The organism is Burkholderia anthinoferrum, from assembly GCF_002925705.1.
GTDB lineage: Bacteria > Pseudomonadota > Gammaproteobacteria > Burkholderiales > Burkholderiaceae > Burkholderia > Burkholderia semiarida.
On sequence record NZ_LFZP01000047.1, the window covers coordinates 44823 to 63264 of the forward strand.

General features: G+C 63.9%; 13 protein-coding genes. 12 read left to right on the forward strand and 1 reads right to left on the reverse strand.

The genetic code is table 11. The features are described from left to right. The first annotated feature begins 20 nt into the window (after nucleotides 1-20). Together C5F75_RS18565 and C5F75_RS18570 are read left to right on the forward strand one after the other, a co-directional pair. On the forward strand, nucleotides 21-788 hold the full coding sequence (locus C5F75_RS18565; RefSeq protein ID WP_060314314.1) for a FadR/GntR family transcriptional regulator: 768 nt from the start codon (nucleotides 21-23) through the stop codon (nucleotides 786-788). A 178-nt stretch (nucleotides 789-966) separates the two neighbouring features. Further along, the gene (locus tag C5F75_RS18570; protein WP_104012561.1) at nucleotides 967-2112 is read left to right on the forward strand and encodes an alpha-hydroxy acid oxidase; all 1146 of its coding nucleotides are present in this window, start codon (nucleotides 967-969) and stop codon (nucleotides 2110-2112) included. 51 nt (nucleotides 2113-2163) lie between these two features. Here the strand turns inward: C5F75_RS18570 and C5F75_RS18575 are convergent, their stop codons facing one another. Then, on the reverse strand, nucleotides 2164-3405 hold the full coding sequence (locus tag C5F75_RS18575) for an NAD(P)/FAD-dependent oxidoreductase (RefSeq protein WP_104012562.1): 1242 nt from the start codon (nucleotides 3403-3405) through the stop codon (nucleotides 2164-2166). Nucleotides 3406-4123: 718 nt separating this feature from the next. On the opposite strand from C5F75_RS18575, the gene C5F75_RS18580 reads away from it, so the two are divergent. From C5F75_RS18580 to C5F75_RS36395, 10 genes are all read left to right on the forward strand, one after another. Beyond that, on the forward strand, nucleotides 4124-4402 hold the full coding sequence (locus tag C5F75_RS18580; protein WP_146075215.1) for a hypothetical protein: 279 nt from the start codon (nucleotides 4124-4126) through the stop codon (nucleotides 4400-4402). A gap of 6 nt (nucleotides 4403-4408) precedes the next feature. Next, nucleotides 4409-5134, forward strand: a complete 726-nt coding sequence (locus tag C5F75_RS18585) for an SMI1/KNR4 family protein (RefSeq protein ID WP_059584425.1) — start codon at nucleotides 4409-4411, stop codon at nucleotides 5132-5134. 429 nt (nucleotides 5135-5563) lie between these two features. After that, on the forward strand, nucleotides 5564-6262 hold the full coding sequence (locus C5F75_RS18590; RefSeq protein WP_104012568.1) for a YfiR family protein: 699 nt from the start codon (nucleotides 5564-5566) through the stop codon (nucleotides 6260-6262). Next, nucleotides 6259-7527: a diguanylate cyclase domain-containing protein gene (locus tag C5F75_RS18595; protein ID WP_059584426.1), complete on the forward strand. Its 1269-nt coding sequence runs from the start codon at nucleotides 6259-6261 to the stop codon at nucleotides 7525-7527. The genes C5F75_RS18590 and C5F75_RS18595 overlap by 4 nt, the downstream gene beginning before the upstream one ends. Before the next feature lie 86 nt (nucleotides 7528-7613). Further along, the gene (locus tag C5F75_RS18600) at nucleotides 7614-8126 is read left to right on the forward strand and encodes an OmpA family protein (protein ID WP_059584428.1); all 513 of its coding nucleotides are present in this window, start codon (nucleotides 7614-7616) and stop codon (nucleotides 8124-8126) included. Nucleotides 8127-8414: 288 nt separating this feature from the next. After that, nucleotides 8415-10295 (forward strand): type VI secretion system baseplate subunit TssF, encoded by a 1881-nt coding sequence (gene tssF / locus C5F75_RS18605; RefSeq protein WP_104012564.1) that lies wholly within the window; start codon nucleotides 8415-8417, stop codon nucleotides 10293-10295. 133 nt (nucleotides 10296-10428) lie between these two features. After that, nucleotides 10429-12549, forward strand: a complete 2121-nt coding sequence (locus tag C5F75_RS18610) for a type VI secretion system Vgr family protein (RefSeq protein WP_104012565.1) — start codon at nucleotides 10429-10431, stop codon at nucleotides 12547-12549. Between the two features lie 21 nt (nucleotides 12550-12570). Beyond that, on the forward strand, nucleotides 12571-12993 hold the full coding sequence (locus C5F75_RS18615; RefSeq protein WP_060011910.1) for a DcrB-related protein: 423 nt from the start codon (nucleotides 12571-12573) through the stop codon (nucleotides 12991-12993). 7 nt (nucleotides 12994-13000) lie between these two features. Beyond that, entirely contained in the window at nucleotides 13001-17488 is a 4488-nt protein-coding gene (locus C5F75_RS18620; RefSeq protein WP_060011909.1) for a DUF6531 domain-containing protein, read from the forward strand. Nucleotides 17489-17494: 6 nt separating this feature from the next. Next, a complete protein-coding gene (locus C5F75_RS36395; RefSeq protein WP_146075216.1) occupies nucleotides 17495-18292 on the forward strand; it encodes a hypothetical protein in 798 nt (265 codons plus the stop codon). Nucleotides 18293-18442 lie beyond the last annotated feature (150 nt).

Consider the following 18442-nt stretch of genomic DNA (forward strand, 5'->3'; position numbering starts at 1 on the left):
CCGATTACCAGCGTCAACGTATGTCCATCCAGCCGATTCAGAACCGCCGCCTCTACCAGCAGATCGCCGACAAGCTCAGCGCGATGATCGAGTCGGGCGATTTCCCGCCGGGCAGCTATCTGCCGCCCGAGCGCGAGCTCGCCGAACAGTTCGGCGTGTCGCGCACGTCGGTGCGCGAGGCGCTGATCGCGCTCGAGGTGAGCGGGCTCGTCAGCGTGCGCGTCGGCGACGGCGTGAAGGTGCGCCTTCCTGAAACGGCGGCCGCGCCCGAACCCGCGCCGGCACCGGTCGGGACGGTCGCGCCGTTCTCGATCGTCGAGATCGATCCGGAGCTCGGCATCGCACTCGATCTCGATACCGAAATCCCGCCGTTCGCGCTGCTGCAGGCGCGCCGGCTGATCGAGCCGGAAGCCGCTTCGCTGGCCGCGCGGCACGGCTCGGACGCGCAGATCGAAGGTATCCACGAAGCGTTCCTGCGCAACCAGGACGACAACCGCAGCGGCTCGCTCACGCACCCGGGCGACCGGCTGTTCCATATCCGCATCGCGGAAGCGAGCGACAACGCCGCGTATGCGCTGATGATCAAGCAACTGCTGGCGCACAAGTACGACCCGATGTTCCAGCGGCTGCAGTCGCTGTACATGCCGAACGACATGCCGCACCGCTCGGAGCTGGAACACCGCGCGATCCTCGACGCGATCCGCGCGCGCGACCCCGACGCCGCGCGTCGCGCGATGGCCGAGCATCTCGATGAAGTGATCCGCATCTTTGGCCGTGCGCTCGACTGAGCGCGAGCCGATTCGCCGCATGGTCGGCCGCGGCCGACGCGATGCGGATTTTCGCGTGCCGATGCGGCGTGCGCATCGCACGAGGGTATCGGCCGCCGGGACAGAACGAACGCTGCGATGCGAGCGATGCGCGCCGGTCGATCGGCATGCCGCTCGCGCGCCGAATGGAGTGTGACGAATGCGCGTGAACGATTGCCACAATTTCCACGACTTCCGCGAGCTGGCCAGGCGACGGTTGCCGGGGCCGATCTTCAATTACATCGACGGCGCGGCCGACGATGAAACCACGTATCGACGCAACACGAGCGCGTTCGAAAGCTGCGATCTCGTGCCGAACGTGTTGCGCGGCGTGCGCGACGTCGATCTGTCGGTGACGGTGATGGGGCAAAAGCTCGGCATGCCGGTGTACTGTTCGCCGACCGCGCTGCAACGCCTGTTTCACCATGACGGCGAGCGCGCGGTCGCCGCCGCCGCCGCGAAATTCGACACGATGTTCGGCGTGTCGTCGCTCGGCACCGTGAGCCTGGAAGAAGCCCGTGCGATCAGCCCGGGCCCGCAGGTCTACCAGTTCTATTTTCACAAGGACCGCGGCCTCAACCGCGAGATGATGAACCGTTCCAGGCAAGCCGGCGTGAACGTGATGATGCTGACGGTGGACAGCATCACCGGCGGCAACCGCGAGCGCGACAAGCGCACCGGCTTCTCGATTCCGTTCCGGCTGACGCTCGCGGGGCTCACCGAATTCGCGTTGAAGCCGGCCTGGGCGATCAACTACCTGACCCACGAGCGATTCCGTTTGCCGCAACTCGACCGGCATGTCGACATGGGCGGCGGCGCGATGTCGATCAGCCGCTACTTCACGGACATGCTCGATCCGTCGATGTCGTGGGACGACGTCGCCGCGATGGTGCGGGAATGGAACGGGCAGTTTTGCCTGAAAGGCGTGATGTCGGTCGACGACGCGCGCAGGGCGGTGGACATCGGCTGCACCGGCATCGTGTTGTCGAACCACGGCGGACGGCAACTGGATGGCTCGCGCGCCGCGTTCGACCAGCTTGCCGAGGTGGTCGATGCGGTGGGCGACCGGATCGACGTGATGATGGACGGCGGCGTGCAACGGGGTTCGCACGTGCTCAAGGCGCTGGCGCTCGGTGCGAAGGCCGTCGGGCTGGGGCGCTATTACCTGTTCCCGCTCGCCGCCGCCGGGCAGCCCGGCGTCGAGCGCGCGTTGCAACTGATGCGCACGGAGATCGAGCGGGACATGCGGCTGATGGGCTGCGCGTCCGTTTCTCAGCTCGGGCGGGGCCAGCTTCGTTTTCGCTGACGGCGGCGGGCACGACGCCGTCAGGCCTGCGCGCCGGCCGGCATCGCGCGCTCAGAAGCGATCCGCGCGATACGGCGCCGGATCGGTGAACGGCGCTTCCCCGGTCATCATCTCGGCGAGCAGGCGGCCGGTGACGGGGCCGAGCGTCAGCCCGTGATGGTTGTGCCCGAACGCGAACCACAGCCCGCGATGCGCGGGCGCGGGGCCGATCACCGGGCGCATGTCGGGCGTGCACGGCCGGAAGCCGAGCCACGGATGCGGGTCGAGCCGCTCGCCGAAACCGAACACCGGCCGCGCGACGCGTTCCGCGCGTTCGAGCTGCACGCCGGTGGGCGGCACGCGGCGCCGCGCGATCTCGACGCCGGTCGTCAGCCGCAACCCGCGCCGCATCGGCGCGATCACGTAGCCGTATTCGCGATCGACGATCGGCGCCGACGGCACGCCGCGCGCGGACGGCGCATAGTGCATGTGATAGCCGCGTTTCTCGCGCAGCGGGATCTTGTAGCCGAACTTGCCGAACACCGTGTCGGACCACGGGCCGAGCGCGACGACGACGGCCGGCGCGGCCGCGGGGCCGTCGTCGGTCCGGACCTGCCAGCCGGGCGACAGCGCGTCGAGGCTCGCGGCGTCGCCGGTCAGCAGCGTGCCGCCGCCCTGCACGAACAGTTGCGCATACGCTTTGACGAGCGCGGCCGGATCGACGACGCTTTTCGGGTCGAGCCAGTGCAGCGCGCCGCAGAAGCCCGGTGCGAGGCTCGGTTCGTGCGCGCGCAGCGCGGCCGCGTCGAGCGGCGCGATGCCGAGCCCGTGGCGGCGCGCGGTGAGGCCGGCGTCGGCCACGCCGCGCTCGAATGCGGCCGGCGTGCGGAACGCTTCCAGCCAGCCGCTGGCGCGGACCAGTTCACCGGCGCCGGCCCGCGCGATCAGCGCGTCGTGTTCGACGATGCAGCGCTCGATCAGCGGCAGCATGTCGCGCGAGGCCGCCGCGTGACGCAGCGGCGCCGATTCCCACCAGAACCGCGCGAGCCACGGTGCGAACGCGGGCAGCGACGCGCTGTGCCAGTAGAGGTCGGTCGAGCGGTTCAGCGCATAGCGCATCAGCGTGAACGGGCTGCGCGGGAACGGGTACGGTTCGACCGACGAGCGCTCGATCAGCCCGGCATTGCCGAAGCTCGTGCCTTCGCCGGGCGCGCCGCGATCGACGAGGGCGACCTTGCGGCCGCGATCCTGCAGGTGCAGCGCGGCGCAGACGCCGACGATGCCGGCGCCGAGAACGATGACGTCGAAATCCATCGGTATGAATGAACAACGGTCGAGACAGGTTGGAAACCGACGTTGCAGTCGGGGCGAATTCCGGAGGAGGGCTGCCGACGGACAGCTTGCCGTCAGGATACCCGCGATGTCATGCGATTCGCAAAAACCGATTCGGCTTGCCGGATGCGTACTTACGATTCGCGATATTCCGGATTCTAACCGGGCGCCAGGCGCGGGCGGGACTGACATTCGTCGATGGCGACGGCATGCGCGCGCCGGCGCCCGCGATTCTCGATGCGTTGCACACCACGTGTCGACACCCTGTCATAAGCCGCCGATCGTGTTGATCATTTGATCCGGGGTATCGGTAAATCGTACGATGCTGCATCGCGGAATTGCCAAATTTACCCGTTGCGTCATTCCGGAAGATCCAGGTCCCCCTGCACCGCCGGCTTACCGGCGTAATTCGAGGGACTGCTTAATTGAAAGGTATGGACTCGCCCGAGGCGGGCCGTTATGATGGCGCCGCTTGCCCTGAGAGACAGCCGACCGCGCCAAGAAAAAGACATAAACGTGGGAGAAGATGGCGATTTTCTCGAATGTCCGTCTGCTGGCGAATGCGATTGCGTTGATGGCCTGAAAGCCGCGAATCGCGTTTCGTCGGAGACGCATTCCGAAATTAATATTTCGGACACCGACATGTAGTAATGCCGCGTCGCATGCGCCGCGGCAATCGAAAAAGAAAGCGAGAGGGCCCATGAAAGAGTTGCCAGGAATCGCCGGATTGGTCGAGTCCGCGGGATCGTCCCCGCTTGCCGGCGCGCTGCAGTCGGGCGCGATGCAATTGGCCGCGGCGGCGAATCCCGCCGTCGGCAAGATCGCACCGACGGTCCAGAACAATCATGTGACGGTCGTGAACGGCCCGAACCAGACGAACATCGTCACGCAGGGCCAGCACGCGAGCATCGTGCGCAAGGCGATTTCGGTGCAGTCGCAGGACGAACACATCCAGCACACGGCGAAGACGGCGGTGTGAGTGGCAATGATCGAGCTTTCCGCAACGACTTACACGACCGAACTGAAGCGCTTCAAGCTGCGCGGCCAGGTCTGGCTTGCAGCGAACGAGATTCCCGCCGACGTGCAGGTGCCGACCGCGTGGCGCGTGCTGCTGGATACGCCCGACGCCGCGCTCGGCAACTGGCTCGCGAAGATGTGGGCGGGCGTCGCCGGCCGCCTGCCGGCGGTCGAGCAGTTCTTCGCGGAGAAGCTGCGGCGCCCCGCCGTGTTCCAGAAGGAGAGCGGCGATCTGTGCCTGCTGTATCCGTACACGGTCGAACAGGACGACCTGAACTTCTTCATCGGCCATCCGCCGCTCGGCGAGCTCGTATCGGACGACATGCCGCTGTGGCGCGCGTTACCCGACGATCTGCGCAGCTTCTACCAGTTCACGCACAACGGCTGGACGTTCTTCCCGGCCAACTCGATGGGCCCGTTGCCGATTGGCGACCAGACCGCGTTGACCGACAAGCTCGACCTGACGCCCGACGAGACGCGCCAGCTCGGCGTGAATCCCGATCTCGTGTGGACGGTGTTCCAGAATGGCGGCGGCGACTATCTGTGCCTCGACCTGCGCAACAGCGCCGGCGACGGGAGCGACGCAGGGCGGATCTGGTGGCACGAGAACCCGACCGAACTCGAACCGGTGGATTTCTGGGCCGTGATGAACGCGTGGTTCGAGATTTTCGTCGAGGAAGCCGACAAGCGATGACGACCTGGTGCGTCGTTTCGGGCCGGTGCGCATACAACCGTAGGTCCATGCCGCGTGCCGCACGCGCGACTTCTCCGGTTGCGAATGCAGTGTTCCGGCCGACCCGAAAGCCGTTGCGAGATGTCATTCGATTTGCCGGCGCTCACCTGACGCGTGGGAACGTATGAGGTTTTCCGCGCACGGGCGTCCAATCCACTGATCAATCTGCACGCGTCGACACCCGATCGGCTTCGGTCGACGCGATTGCCAGCCTCGTCGTGCCGCGGCACCGGATCCATACCATTCAGGGTGTTTTTCGCGGGTGTTTCCCACTGCTTGGTGATCCGAATTTTTACCTAAGATGAAGAAATCGTGCGCGTCGTTCGGTGCTTGCGCGCATGGAGGGAGGCAGGAGGCAGCGCCAGAGCGATGCCGGCGGATGTTGCGATCATGGAAGCGAAAGTGTGTGCGGCTGCTGCCTGTCTTGCGACGGCAGCGACGCCGACGGGCGCGGCGCAGGGCGCCGCACGGACGACGCGCCGGCCCGGCCGGATCACTTCGCTGCGCCACGCGTTGTTCGCAATCGTTTGCGTGTTGGGCGCCGCGCCTGCCGTGCTCGCCGGAGCGTTCGCCGATACGGACGGCCCGGCCGACAATGGGCTCATCGCCGCCGCCGCCGCGAGCCCGGCCGATCCCGCCATTTCGTCACATGACGCGGCCGTGCGCCACGTCGTACTCGGCATCATCAGCTTCACGCGCTGGCCGACGACGCCCGTGCGCCTGCATCTGTGCATCACCGGGCGCCCCGACTACGCGCGCGGCCTGACCGACACGCTGCAGGCCGGCTCGACGCTGCTCGACGTGCAACGCGTCCGCTTCGACGATCCGTCGCTCGGCATCGCATGCGACGTCGTCTATCTCGGCGCCTTGAACAACGACGAGCGCGCGCGGGTGAGAGCCGCATTGGCCGGCCATCCGGTGCTGACGATCGCGGAACGCGATCCGTCCTGCACCGCGGGCGGCATGTTCTGCCTCGACGTCGACGGCGATCGCGTGTCGTTCGACATCAACCTCGATGCCGTCGCGCGCAGCGGCGTGCGCGTGCATCCGAACGTCCTCAATCTCGCACGACGGCCGGTGACGCCATGACACGGCCCTCGCTTCCCGTTCCCGCTTCGCCCGTGCCGCGTCCGACGTTGCAAAGCGTGCTGCGTCGCGCACACTTGCGGCTCGCGTTCGTCGCCGTGACGATGGCCGCCGTGTCGTTGATCGTCGTCGCCGTGATCGCGTTGCGCGCGTATGCCGGCAACAACCTGAACCTGCTCGCGCGCTCGCTCGGTTACACGGTCGAGGCGGCGCTCGTGTTCGGCGATCGCGTCGCGGCGAACGAGGCGATCGGCATGATCGCCGGCGACGAGGACGTCGCGCAGGTGGTCGTCACCGACAGCAACGGGCAACTGTTCGCCACGTGGCAGCTGCCGGCCGGAAGCGGGATCGCGCGGCTCGAGCGCGCGGTCGCCGACGTGGCGCTGCCCGGGCCGGTGACCGTCCCGGTGATGCACGACGGCATCATCGTCGGCCACGTCGTCGTGCGCGGCCGCGGGCACCAGTTCTTCGGCTTCCTGCTCGGCGGCGTCGGCGGCATTCTCGGCTGCCTGGCCGTCAGCGTGTTCGGTGCGTACGTCAGTTCGAAGCGCCTGCTGCGCAACATCGTTTCGCCGCTGCGCGCGCTGGCGGGCGTCGCGCACGCGGTGCGGCGCGAGCGTGCGTTCGCGCGGCGCGTCGAGCCGGCGGCGATCGCCGAACTGAACCAGCTCGGCGACGACTTCAACGCATTGCTCGACGAATTCGAAGACTGGCAGAACACGCTGCGCGACGAGAACGCGTCGCTCGAACACAAGGCGACGCACGATGCGCTCACCGGGTTGCCCAACCGCGTGCAGTTCGAATCGCGTCTCGCGCTGGCGCTGTGCGACGCCACGTTGACGGGGCAGCGGGTCGCGGTTCTCTATCTCGACTGCGACCGCTTCAAGGAGATCAACGATGGTCTCGGTCACGATGCGGGCGACGCGGTGCTGATCGGCATCGCGTCGCGGCTGCGCACGCGGGTGCGCGAGGCCGATCTCGTCGCGCGCCTGGGCGGCGACGAATTTGCGGTGATGCTGGCGGCGGTGCCTGAAGCGGGCAGCGTGTGCCGGATCGCCGACGAGATTCTGTCCGGCATGGCGCCGTCGATCGAGCTGTCCGACGGCCGCGTGGTGGCCACCATGATGAGTGCCGGCGTTGCGCTGTTTCCCGATCACGCATCCGACGCGAGCGGCCTGCTGCGCGCGGCGGATATCGCGATGTACCGCGCCAAGCGCGCGCGGCCGGGATCGTGGCAACTGGCGGAGAGCGTGGCAGGGCCGGTGTGATGTCGATCGACTCGCGCCGCGGGCGAGGCCGCGGCGGCGGTTAAAAGAAGCGCTTGCAGAGCGGGCGCGATGGAAGGGGATGCGAAATGAACCACTCGTTTCCTGTGAGCACGGGGCGGATGTGCGTCGGGAGTGCGCTGCTGCTGTGCATGCTGCTGGGGGGCTGCAACACGCCGCCGCCGCTTCATCGGGGGCTGACGCAGACGCAGGTGACGGCGCTGAAGTCGGCCGGGTTCCAGGAGACCGGGCAGGGGTTCGAGTTCGGTTCGACCGGGCCGATTCTGTTCGATTTCGATCGATACAACCTCAAGCCGGATGTCAGACGGATCGTCGAACGGATCGGGCGAACGTTGCGGTCGGCGGGCATCAACGGCGTGCGGGTTTATGGGTATTCGGATAACGAGGGCACGGAGAAGTACGACATCGAATTGTCGAGGCGGCGGGCGGAGGCGGTGGCGATCGAACTGGTCGACGTCGGGCTCGACGCGAAGCAGATCGCGATTGCCGGCAAAGGGAAGCGCGATCCGGTGGGCGATAACAGGACGCCCGCAGGGCGCGCGCAGAATCGGCGGGCGGCGATTGTGGTCTCGCCGCGGTGAGGTGGCACGCCGCGCATGGGTGGTGTGTGTAGACGCGCCGACACGCACGCCGTGCCGTCCGCTGTAACGGTTCGCCACCATTGACGCGAAAGTGCCCGAGCGGCCGTTTGCAAGCGGCGAGCCTTGATGTTCGCGGCATTCAGGCGCGGCATCGGCAGTATTCGTCATCGCAGAAATGACGCCCGGTCGATGCGTCGCGAATGAAACAATAGGTGGTCCCAATAAAATCGTTCCGCCTTTTTGAACGCCGCATCGTCATACGCACATGCGGCGACGGACGGAACGAGGATGGCCATCGAACCCAAGGATCTGCTGCCGCACTTCGAGCGTGAACTGACGCTGCTGCGCCGTTCAGTGCAGACGTTTGCCCAGCGCTTCCCCAAAATTGCCGCCCGGCTGGCGATCAACGGCGAGCATTCGGACGATCCGCACGTCGAACGCCTGTTGCAGTCGTTCGCATTGATGGCGGCGAGCCACGACATGCGCATCGAAGATGACGTGCCGGCGTTTACGCACGGTTTTCTCGACACGCTGCACGGTGTTTTCCTGCGCCCGTTTCCTTCATGCGCGATTGCGCAATTTCTGGGCGACCGCAGCAGCGACCTGACTGCGCCGCGCGTCGTGTCGCGCGGCGACAAGCTGATCGCGCCCATCGGCAAGGAAGTATTCCGCGTCGCGGACGACGTCGCGGTCGTGCCGCTCACGGTGTCGTCGGTGCGTTACACGACATCGTCGATCGCGCCACGCGACGTCGCGTGGCCTGCGGAAGCTACCGGCTTGCTGACTTTCACGTTCGAGCTCACCACGCCGAACGCCACCTTCGCCATCGTGCCGGACACCGTGCGCGTGCATTTCACCGGCGCGCGCGAAATCGTCGCGGCGCTCACCGACGCCGCGTTGCTCCTTGCTGGCCGAAGCTTTGCCGAAGCAGGCGATTCGACGCGCTGGAAGCGTCTGCCGGAGGCAACGTTCACGGCCGCCGGCTTCGATCCTGCCGATGCGCTGCTCGACGTGCGGCCGGACGAGGCGCTTTGGCCGCTCCATTTGCTGATGGCGTATTGCGCGATGCCGGAGCGTTTCGACTTTGTCGACGTGGACATGCGGAAGATCAAGCGAATCGCCGGCGGCAGCCGTCGCGTCGCGCTTCACCTCGCGATCGCGGGCGTGCATCCGGATTCGCACCGCGCCCGGCGCCTGGCCGCCGCCACGGCCGACCACGTCCGGTTGTTTTGTACGCCGATCGTCAACCTGTTTCAGGACGAGGCCCAGCCGATCGAGACGCGCGCGGGTTGCGCGCACTATGCGGTGAGGGCGCTCGCGCAGGCGGGCGCGCCGCGCACCGCTATCTGGTCGATCGATGCCGTGCGTCATGTTTGCGACTCGGGAACGTCGACGCTGGCGCCGTTTCGGTCGCTAAGCCATGGCACGGACAGGCGTGCCGGGTTGTTCTGGACGGTGTTGCACGACGAGGCAAGGCGGGCACCGAAGGAACCCGCCGATCCGCGCGCCAAGGAGACGGACGCGCGCCCGGCGCCGTCCCCGGCCGACGCTGCCGAATCGCTCCGCGGTGTCGAACTGGAACTCGTTGACCAGGACGGGCGACCTGCCGACCCCGGCCATCGCAAGCTGGAGATCCGGCTGTCCTGCACGCAGGGCGATCTGTCCGCGATGCGCGAGCGCGAACTGGCGTTGCCCGCGGGCGATCCGGCGGGAACGGTCATGTTGCTGAACCGGCCGACCGCGAGCCGGCCGACCGCTTTCCGCCATGGGGAGCTGTGGGATCTGCTGTCGCTTCTCGTGCCGCAGGCGGTCCGGCTGGACAAGGGCGGCCTGACCCAGCTCAGGCGGCTTTGCGCGCGCTGGGCGGAGAACTCGATGGACGCCGGCCGGCGCTTCGATGCGATCGTGTCGTTGTCGACCGTGCGCGTGCGGGGCTGGCTGCCCGGCAAGCCGGCATCGGCGTTCGTGCACGGGCTGGAGGTGCGGCTGGTCGTGGACGAGCAGCGTTTCGCCGCGTTCAGCCTGAGCGGATTCGCGCACGTGATGGACCGGTTTTTCGCGCCCTACGTGCCGGTCACGAGCTTCGTGCAGGTCGTGCTGTTTTCGGCCGCTACCGGTGCGGTGCTTCGGCGTGGGGCGCCGCGTCCGGGCACCCAGCCACTGGTCTAGTTTCCCGATTTTCAGGGCCCGAACGAAAACGTTTGCGGACGTCTTTCAAGCCGCCGGGTTTTACCCTACATTATCGAGGCTTCGGGCCGGCGAGCCGGCTAACGGAACCTGAGATCACACGCAAGGAACAACAATGAGTTTCGCTCCGAACGGGGGTATTCCCAATGGATTGGGCGGTGGTGCGCTCGGCTCGTTGAGCGCGCTCGGGGGCCTCGCCGGCCCGGTCGCGTCGAGTGTGGCCGGCAGTCTCGGGCCGCTCGCAGGGCTGGCCGGGCACGTCGACACCGTCCAGCGCGCGCTGCAACTCGCACAGACCGGCTTCTCGCTGATGGAGAAGACGCCCGGCGCGATTGCCGAGGCGATCAACGGCGCCGCCAACCCCGCGCGCCTGACCCAGCTCAACCGCTACGTGACGCTCGATACGCCGCTCGGCCCGGATGTGCTGCTCGTCAGCGCGGCTGTCATCGACGAGCATGTGAACCGGTTGCCGGAGATCCACCTCGACCTGCTGTCGCATCGCCACGACCTGCGCCCGGACGATCTGATCGGCCAGCAGGTCAAGATCCGCTTCGACCAGCAGGCGCGCCTGTCGACCCTCGAACGCGTCGTGGCGTCGGGCACCGGCGACAACGACCGCTACTTCGACGGCTACGTCGCGTCGTTCGACCGCGCCGGCAACCCCGGGAACGTCACGCAATACCACCTGACGGCCGTGCCGTGGTTCTGGTTCCTCACGCGTTCCACCGACTGCCGGATCTTCCAGAACAAGACCGCGCAGGACATCCTCACCGAAATCTTCCAGGAACACGGTTTTTCCGATTTCGTGTTCGACATCCGGACGAGCCAGAAGCCGCTCGAATACGTCGTGATGTACCAGGAGAGCTACTACAACTTCTGCGCGCGGCTGATGGAGCAAGAGGGGCTCGTGTGGACGCACCGCTACGAGAAGGACAAGCATTTTCTCGTGATCGGCGACACGAACCTGCTGTTCCGCCCGATCGACGGGCTCGCCACCGTGCCGTTCGCGGCGACCGAGGCGAGCGAGGACAGCGGCATCGATCAATTGCACGAAGGCCGGCGTTTCGGCGTCGGCAAGATCACGTTCCGCGACTTCAATCACCAGAATCCGTCGTCGCCGCTGATGCTGGTGGAGGCGGGCCCGCAGAACCTCAAGCACGCACGGCTCGACGCGACCGAGCGGTTCGAGCACCAGTCGCTGTACGACCACGGCGACGACGGTAACCGCTACGCGCGTTTCGCGATGGAGGCCGAGGAGGCGCAGGCGCATCGCTATACGGGCAGCGGCTATGCGTGGCGCATGACCACGGCGGGCACCGTCGCCGTCGCGAACCACCCGGTGCTCGAAAACAACCAGGAGTACGTGATCCTGCACGTGCGTCACGAGGCCGTGAACGACTACACGCAGCACAGCGCGAAGCTACCGTACCGCAACAGCTTCTCGCTGCTGCCGAAGAAGATCCCGTACCGTGCGCCGCGCGCGACGCCGAAGCCGGTGATTCACGGCACGCATTCGGCGATCGTCGTCGGGCCGAAGGGCGAGGAAATCTATACGAACGGCAGCGCGGTGAAGGTGCATTTCCCGTGGGACCGGCGCGGCAAGAAGGACGGCTCCGATTCGATGTGGGTGCGCGTGTCGCAGCCGTGGGCGGGCGACGGCTGGGGCGCGGCCGCGATTCCGCGGATCAAGCAGGAAGTGCTGGTGGCGTTCAATCAGGGCGATCCGGATAACCCGGTGATCGTCGGCCGCGTGTTCAACGGCGAGCAGGGCAACCCGTATCACGGCGCGGCCGGCCAGACGATGGGGATCAAGAGCCAGACGCATAAGGGTGCGGGGTCGAACGAGTTGCTGATGAGCGACGTCAATGGTGCGCAGATGCTCTACATGCATGCGCAGAAAGACATGCATACCGTTGTCGAGGACGCGCAGTGGACTCAAGTTCTCAAAGGCGACCGGACCGTCGAGGTTGGCAAGGGCAACCATACGACGGCTGTCGCAGTCGGCAACCTGTCGGACGTCGTAGTGCAGGGCAATACGCTGCATCAGACTCCGCAGGGCGTGCACACACTGGAAGCGAAAGAACTCTGGATCAAGATCGGCGGCGATGGCGGCACGCGGATCCACATGACTGCCGATTCTATTGATATCTATAAAGGCGAGTCGGTGATCCACCTGGATGACAGCAACATCAATATCCAGGCTGCTCGAACCGACATCAATCCGAAGAACGGCTAACACCGATAAGGATAACAAAGCATGTACCAGATGCAGGAAGGCACGTTGGCGCTGCCCGTGGAGTGGCAGGACAAAACAATGAACGTATTTGTGTCGGCAGCGACTGGCACGGAGGGCGTGAGTTTCGTGATCACGCGCGAGCGACTTCCGTGGGGCATGAAGTTCGCCGAATATGTAACGAGCGAAATCCGGAAGGTGGCGAAGCAGGTTCCAGATTACGCCGAGGTTGCAAATGAAGATGCCACGGTATCCGGACGCGCTGCGCACGTGCATGAGTTTACCTGGGCGAACAACCAGGCACGCATTCACCAGCGGCTGACGATGGTGGAATACGGGCAGGTTGTGCTGATGCTTACCTTCACTGCGCCCGGTACGCTCAGCGACACACAGCGCGAACAAATCCGGGCGGTGATTCAGAGCCTTCAGTTGCGCGATCCGGTCTGAGGATGCAATGTCGGACACGCCGAATTACAACGAGCCGAGCGGAAGCGCACAGGAACGTCTCGATCAGATCGCCAAGCTGGAGGACGGCGAAGCCGCGAAAGCGGCCGAGCAGCCGTTTTACGAGCACCTCAATTATGGGATGCTTGGCGCCGACGCGGGCCTGACCGCCATCGAGGGGACGGCCGCCGGGCTGGGTGCGGCCGGTACAGCGCTGGCGGGTGGTGCGACCGGCGGGGCGGCACTGGGGGCGGGCGCGGTTGCGGCGGGTACCGTGATGCTCCCGCTGGCGATTGCAGTCGGTGGAGCTTGGGCGCTCGACAAGGTTGGCGTGACCGGATGGCTGTCAAAGGAGTTCACGCAGGTTGGCGACGCACTGGGCCTCACCATCGGCCGAGGCGATCCACACCCTGCATGCGTTGGCGATCGAATCGCACACTCGTCAGGTTTTATGGGGATTCTCGCCGGCATTGCCGTCGGGGTCGCGATTGGCGTGGCAGTGGCGGCGACCGTGGCAACAGGCGGGCTCGCCGGGGCGCTCATCGTCGGGGCGTGCATGGCGGGCGGCCTGACGTTGGGTGGTGCGCTTGCGTCGGCCAGCCAAAGTATGGGCACCAACTGTGGCGAGATCGTCACCGGTTCGAGCAACGTGTACTTTGAAGGTAAGAAAGTGGCGCGCGTCACGGACCTGGTGAAATGCGATCACCATTCCGGCGTGCCGCAGGCACTCGTCGACGGCAGCAAAACCGTGTTCGTCAACGGCCTGCCGCTGGTGCGGATCGGCCACGAGACTCACTGTAGCGGCAAAGTCAATTCGGGGCGCAACAGCATCTGGATCGACAAGACGACCGGAAATTATGGTCCGAAGAATCCGGAGCTGTCTGCGACTGAGGAATTTCTGGCGGGTTTGCTCGGGGGGCTAGTAGGCGGTGGGGCGGGAAAGTTTGCCGGCAAGGGGCTGCGCGAAAAATTCAGACCTGAGCCTACCCGATCTGCGGAACAAAGGGGTATCAAGGACGAGAATCGACCGAAGTGCAAGGATCCGGTCGATCCGGTATCCGGAGAAATGCTGGAAATCCGTACGGATCTTGCCATTCCCGGAATCTTGCCACTTGAGTTCAAACGACGCTATCGGACTCGATCGGATGATCATGGATTGCTCGGTCACCGCTGGTCGGACAACTGGTCGCAGCAATTGACGTTCGATGGTGGCCGCTTCGTGAGATTCCACGACGGCGCCGGCCTTGCGATCGGCTTCGACGCGCCGGATATGGCGCTCAACGGCATCAACTTGCGCGAGCCGCGTTATCGGCTGGTCGGAAGTCGGCTCGAACCGCGCATTTTCGATCGCGATACGCGGCAACTGCGTATTTTCGCTCCACTCGCCGAGGGGCGTTCGTCCCGCCTTGAACGGATTGAAGACCTCGACGGCAACAAGATCGTTCTTTCCTACGATATTGCTGACCGTTTGAGTGGCATCGCCCATAGCGATGGCTATCGGCTCGAGATCGCCTATCCCGGGCGCGACCGTCGGCTGCAACGGATCGTTCTCCATGATGCGAGCGGTGGTTCCAGAACGCTTGTGGACTACGGCTACCAGAACGGCATGCTTACCCACGTGGCGAGCTTCCAGTTTGGCCAGTTCTATTACGCGTACGCCGAACACGGCTGGATGACCCAATGGCGGGATACGGATCAGACCGATGTTCGATATCGGTACGACACCGCTGGTCGTGTAGTCGAGACTGGCACGCAGCAGGGTTATCACACAGGTCGGTTCATCTACGAAGCCGGTCGTACGCGCGTGATCGATGTCGATGGAGAGTGGACCTACGACTATAACGACGAAGGTCTCGTAACGGCCGAAACCGATCCGCTCGGCCATTGCACTTGCTCCGAATGGGAACTTGGTCGTTTGATGGCTCGGATCGATCCGCTTGGGCGACGGACGGACTATCGATACGACGAGCGCGGTCAACTGACTTCGGTCGTGGAAAGCTCGGGGAGGACGGTTGGCTTTGACTATGACGACGAGCAGCGCCTCACCGGGGTGCGCTTGCCGAACGGGGGCCGGCTCCGGCTCGAATATGATCATCTACACCGGTTGATCGCACGCACCGAGCCGGACGGCACCAAGACGACCTATCGCTACGGCCCCCGAGGCGAACTACTGCGGGTGGTTCAGGGCGATCGCGAGACGCGCTTGGACTACGATGATCGGTTGCGGCTGACTGACATTGTATTGCCAGGTGGAGCACACTTCGGGCGCAAGGCCGACATATTCGGACGCGTGTTGGAGGAAACGTCGCCCGACGGGCACGTGACTCACTTCGACTATGCTGACGGCCCGGTAAATCCGCGCGGCCTGTTAAGCATGGTTACGCGCCCAGACGGCTCGGTGTCGAGGGTGCGATACAACAGCGAGAGCCTGCCCGTCGAGTGGATCGATCCGCTCGGACGTACAGCTCGGCGAACCTATGGCCCGTTCGATCTGGTCACGGCTTCGATCGATGCTGCTGGACATGCAACTCGTTTCGAGTACGACCATGCGACCCGGCTGACGAAGGTCATCAACGCGCTGGGCGAGTCCTACACGTACCGCTACGACGTGGCCGGGCGTCTCGCGGCCGAGATCGACTGGGGAGGTCGCACGACCGAATACGAGCGCGATGCCGTCGGTCGTCTGCTGACGAAGACGCTGCCCGACGGTGGTCGGTGGCGCTATACGTATGACGCGTATGACCGGCTCATCGAGATCGATGCCGGCGACGTGAAGTTGGTCTACCGCTACGATGCGAGCGGACGACTGGCATCGGCGGAGGTCCAGGGCGAGTACTTGCATGTCACGCGCTTTGCTTACGACAGGAATGGTCGCTTGATCGGAGAAGATCAGCATGGCGAACTATTGCGTCACGTCTATGACGCTGACGGGCAGCGGCGCCATCGGGTGACGCCACGGCGGGAGACGGCCTATGCCTATGATGCACTGGGCGCGCTCACGCAGGTAGCAGGGCTGACGATCCAGCGCGATGGCCTAGGGCGCGAGATCGGGCGGCAGGCGGGAGATTTTGTCGCACAGCAACAGTACGATGCACTCGGCCGTATCCGCCGCCAGATTGCGGGGCCTGCCGCCGCTTTCGATGCCTTGCAAACCGATCCGGCCCGTGCGCTCGAGCAATTGACGCGGCAGGTCTATCACTACGACGCAGCCGGACAACTGGAGCGAGTCGACGCCGACATAGATACGCTCACGTATCGGCGCGATGCACGTGGCCAGATCGTCACCGCAGAAAGTCTGCTGCAGCCGACCGAGCACTTCCGCTACGACGCGGCGATGAACATTGCGGCGCACGGGCAGCAGGCGCCCGTAGATGCCCACCACTATGGCCGCGGCGGTCTGCCTGAACGGATTGGCTACGCCCGCTATCAGTACGACGCACGCGGCCGTACGATCGAGAAGACGGTTGAACAGCCCGGGTTCAGGCCGAAAACGTGGCGATACACGTGGGATGGCCTGAATCGGCTCGTAAGAGTTGTGACGCCCGAGCGCGGTGTTTGGGCATATCGATACGACGCTTTCAATCGCCGGATTGAGAAGCAGCAAGTCGGCGGCCGCGAGACGGTGAGGTTCATGTGGGACGGCTCGACGCTTGCCGAACGCTGGGTCGAGCAGCGGGATGGTACGACCGGTCAGGTGGTGACGTGGCATATCGAGCCAGGGACCTTCTCGCCACTGGCGCAGGAGACTGATGATGGTCTGTACCCTATCGTGACTGATCAGATTGGCCAGCCGAAGGCGGTGTTCGACGTACGTGGCAAGAGGATCTTCAAGGCCTCCCATACACTGTGGGGGAAAGTGTTGCCGGTACGAGGCGCAGCTAATGATGGCGATGTCGTGCCCATCGATGCGACGTTGCGGTTCCCGGGACAATGGTTTGACGAAGAATTGGGCCTGCACTACAACCTGCATCGCTATTACGACCCGGACTCAGCCCAGTATCTGAGCATTGATCCGCTCGGGCTTGCGGGTGGATTCCGGACTCAGGGCTACGTTCATGAACCCAGCGAGTGGGTTGATCCATTCGGGTTACAGCAATGCCCAGAACGGGAAGTCAATGGAACGAAGATATACGGCAAGGGGCAGAAGGACGGAACACCGGGACACGATCAGTTCTCGGAGGTGATTGCCAACAAGCTTGCGATGAGTGGGAAATTCAAGGAAATTTATCTGAATCGATCCTACAATTTTGCTACTGATAATGCCGTTTCAGCGCGACGCCCCGACATTATGGCGGTAGATGTTAATGGTAGGGTGCATGCGATCGAAATGGCTTCCCGGACCGACATGGGGACAAAATTGCGAACGCTAACAACGCGTAACTACGATGCAATGCAAAATCTTCCCCAAAATACGCGCGGAGATATTCTTGTGTTTGAGCATCCGTATGATGCGCGGATGATAAAGGCGGATTTGGATAATTTGATATCAGGGATTTGAAGGAATATGAGCACTGGAATCGTAGTTTATGGGACTAGTCCGACTCAGGTCGTCTCCACTCTAGAGGTGGCTGAAGATCTATTTCGTCAATTAGGTTCGGCGGCAACGAGGGCGGTGTTTTTGAAATTCGTCGTTCGCGGTGCGGAGAGAACTATTGACGATCAAGAAACGTCTCTTCCCGATCTGAGGTCAAAAATATCGACCGGGGAGGTTTCCGCATTTCAGGTATTCAGTGACGAAAAAACGGTTGACGTTCCGACTATCTCGTTTGGTTGTAATGTCCCGGAATTTGGGGGGTTGTCATTTATCGATGTGCAGATCGAGAGGGCGGTGTGCGAGATAAATAAAGAAATAGAGAAATTTCTTGAGAACGTTGTGGCGAGATTGAGTTGCAAATACGCCATCGCGTACGATGCGGAAAAATCGTCGATTGCTTATAAATACTCGACTGGGGTGAATTTGGTCAGGATTTTCCCGTTTGAGAATACGTCGCTTTTCACGCGAGAACTCCCCGGTCGGGTGCCTGGCTCGGCGAGTTATGAGCGGGAAAGACTCAGGATGATTTATCCGTTGAATGTGCTTAACGAGAATCACTTGAAAATTTGCGTAGACGGTATTTCATTGAGGGAGTGGATTGTATCTGACTCATCTCGAGGTTCTTTGAGAAGTATTCCAAACAATATGTGGCTCTGGACGGTCGATGATGCAGACTTGACCGAAGTAAACAACGCTTGTGGAGAAGCAGGAATATTGCTCGCTTGGCAAAAACCACCTGCGAGTAAGCCGGTGCGGAGATTGCCCTGAGGGCATTTTCGAAACGGTGCGAATCGTAACCACTCGTCTGGTTCACATTCGTGCCGCGGAATGCGGCGAATGACTAGTGTCCTGTTCCGTTGTTAACTGGTCTATCTTCACGTAGCATGTTGACGTCAACGGAACGGGAGACGTCAGCAT

Bases quoted from the DNA above. Each gene is read 5' to 3' on its own strand.
- C5F75_RS18565 (WP_060314314.1), top strand. From the start codon at position 21: ATGTCCATCCAGCCGATTCAGAACCGCCGCCTCTACCAGCAGATCGCC.
- C5F75_RS18570 (WP_104012561.1), top strand. From the start codon at position 967: ATGCGCGTGAACGATTGCCACAATTTCCACGACTTCCGCGAGCTGGCC.
- C5F75_RS18575 (WP_104012562.1), bottom strand. From the start codon at position 3,405: ATGGATTTCGACGTCATCGTTCTCGGCGCCGGCATCGTCGGCGTCTGC.
- C5F75_RS18580 (WP_146075215.1), top strand. From the start codon at position 4,124: ATGAAAGAGTTGCCAGGAATCGCCGGATTGGTCGAGTCCGCGGGATCG.
- C5F75_RS18585 (WP_059584425.1), top strand. From the start codon at position 4,409: ATGATCGAGCTTTCCGCAACGACTTACACGACCGAACTGAAGCGCTTC.
- C5F75_RS18590 (WP_104012568.1), top strand. From the start codon at position 5,564: ATGGAAGCGAAAGTGTGTGCGGCTGCTGCCTGTCTTGCGACGGCAGCG.
- C5F75_RS18595 (WP_059584426.1), top strand. From the start codon at position 6,259: ATGACACGGCCCTCGCTTCCCGTTCCCGCTTCGCCCGTGCCGCGTCCG.
- C5F75_RS18600 (WP_059584428.1), top strand. From the start codon at position 7,614: ATGAACCACTCGTTTCCTGTGAGCACGGGGCGGATGTGCGTCGGGAGT.
- tssF (WP_104012564.1), top strand. From the start codon at position 8,415: ATGGCCATCGAACCCAAGGATCTGCTGCCGCACTTCGAGCGTGAACTG.
- C5F75_RS18610 (WP_104012565.1), top strand. From the start codon at position 10,429: ATGAGTTTCGCTCCGAACGGGGGTATTCCCAATGGATTGGGCGGTGGT.
- C5F75_RS18615 (WP_060011910.1), top strand. From the start codon at position 12,571: ATGTACCAGATGCAGGAAGGCACGTTGGCGCTGCCCGTGGAGTGGCAG.
- C5F75_RS18620 (WP_060011909.1), top strand. From the start codon at position 13,001: ATGTCGGACACGCCGAATTACAACGAGCCGAGCGGAAGCGCACAGGAA.
- C5F75_RS36395 (WP_146075216.1), top strand. From the start codon at position 17,495: ATGAGCACTGGAATCGTAGTTTATGGGACTAGTCCGACTCAGGTCGTC.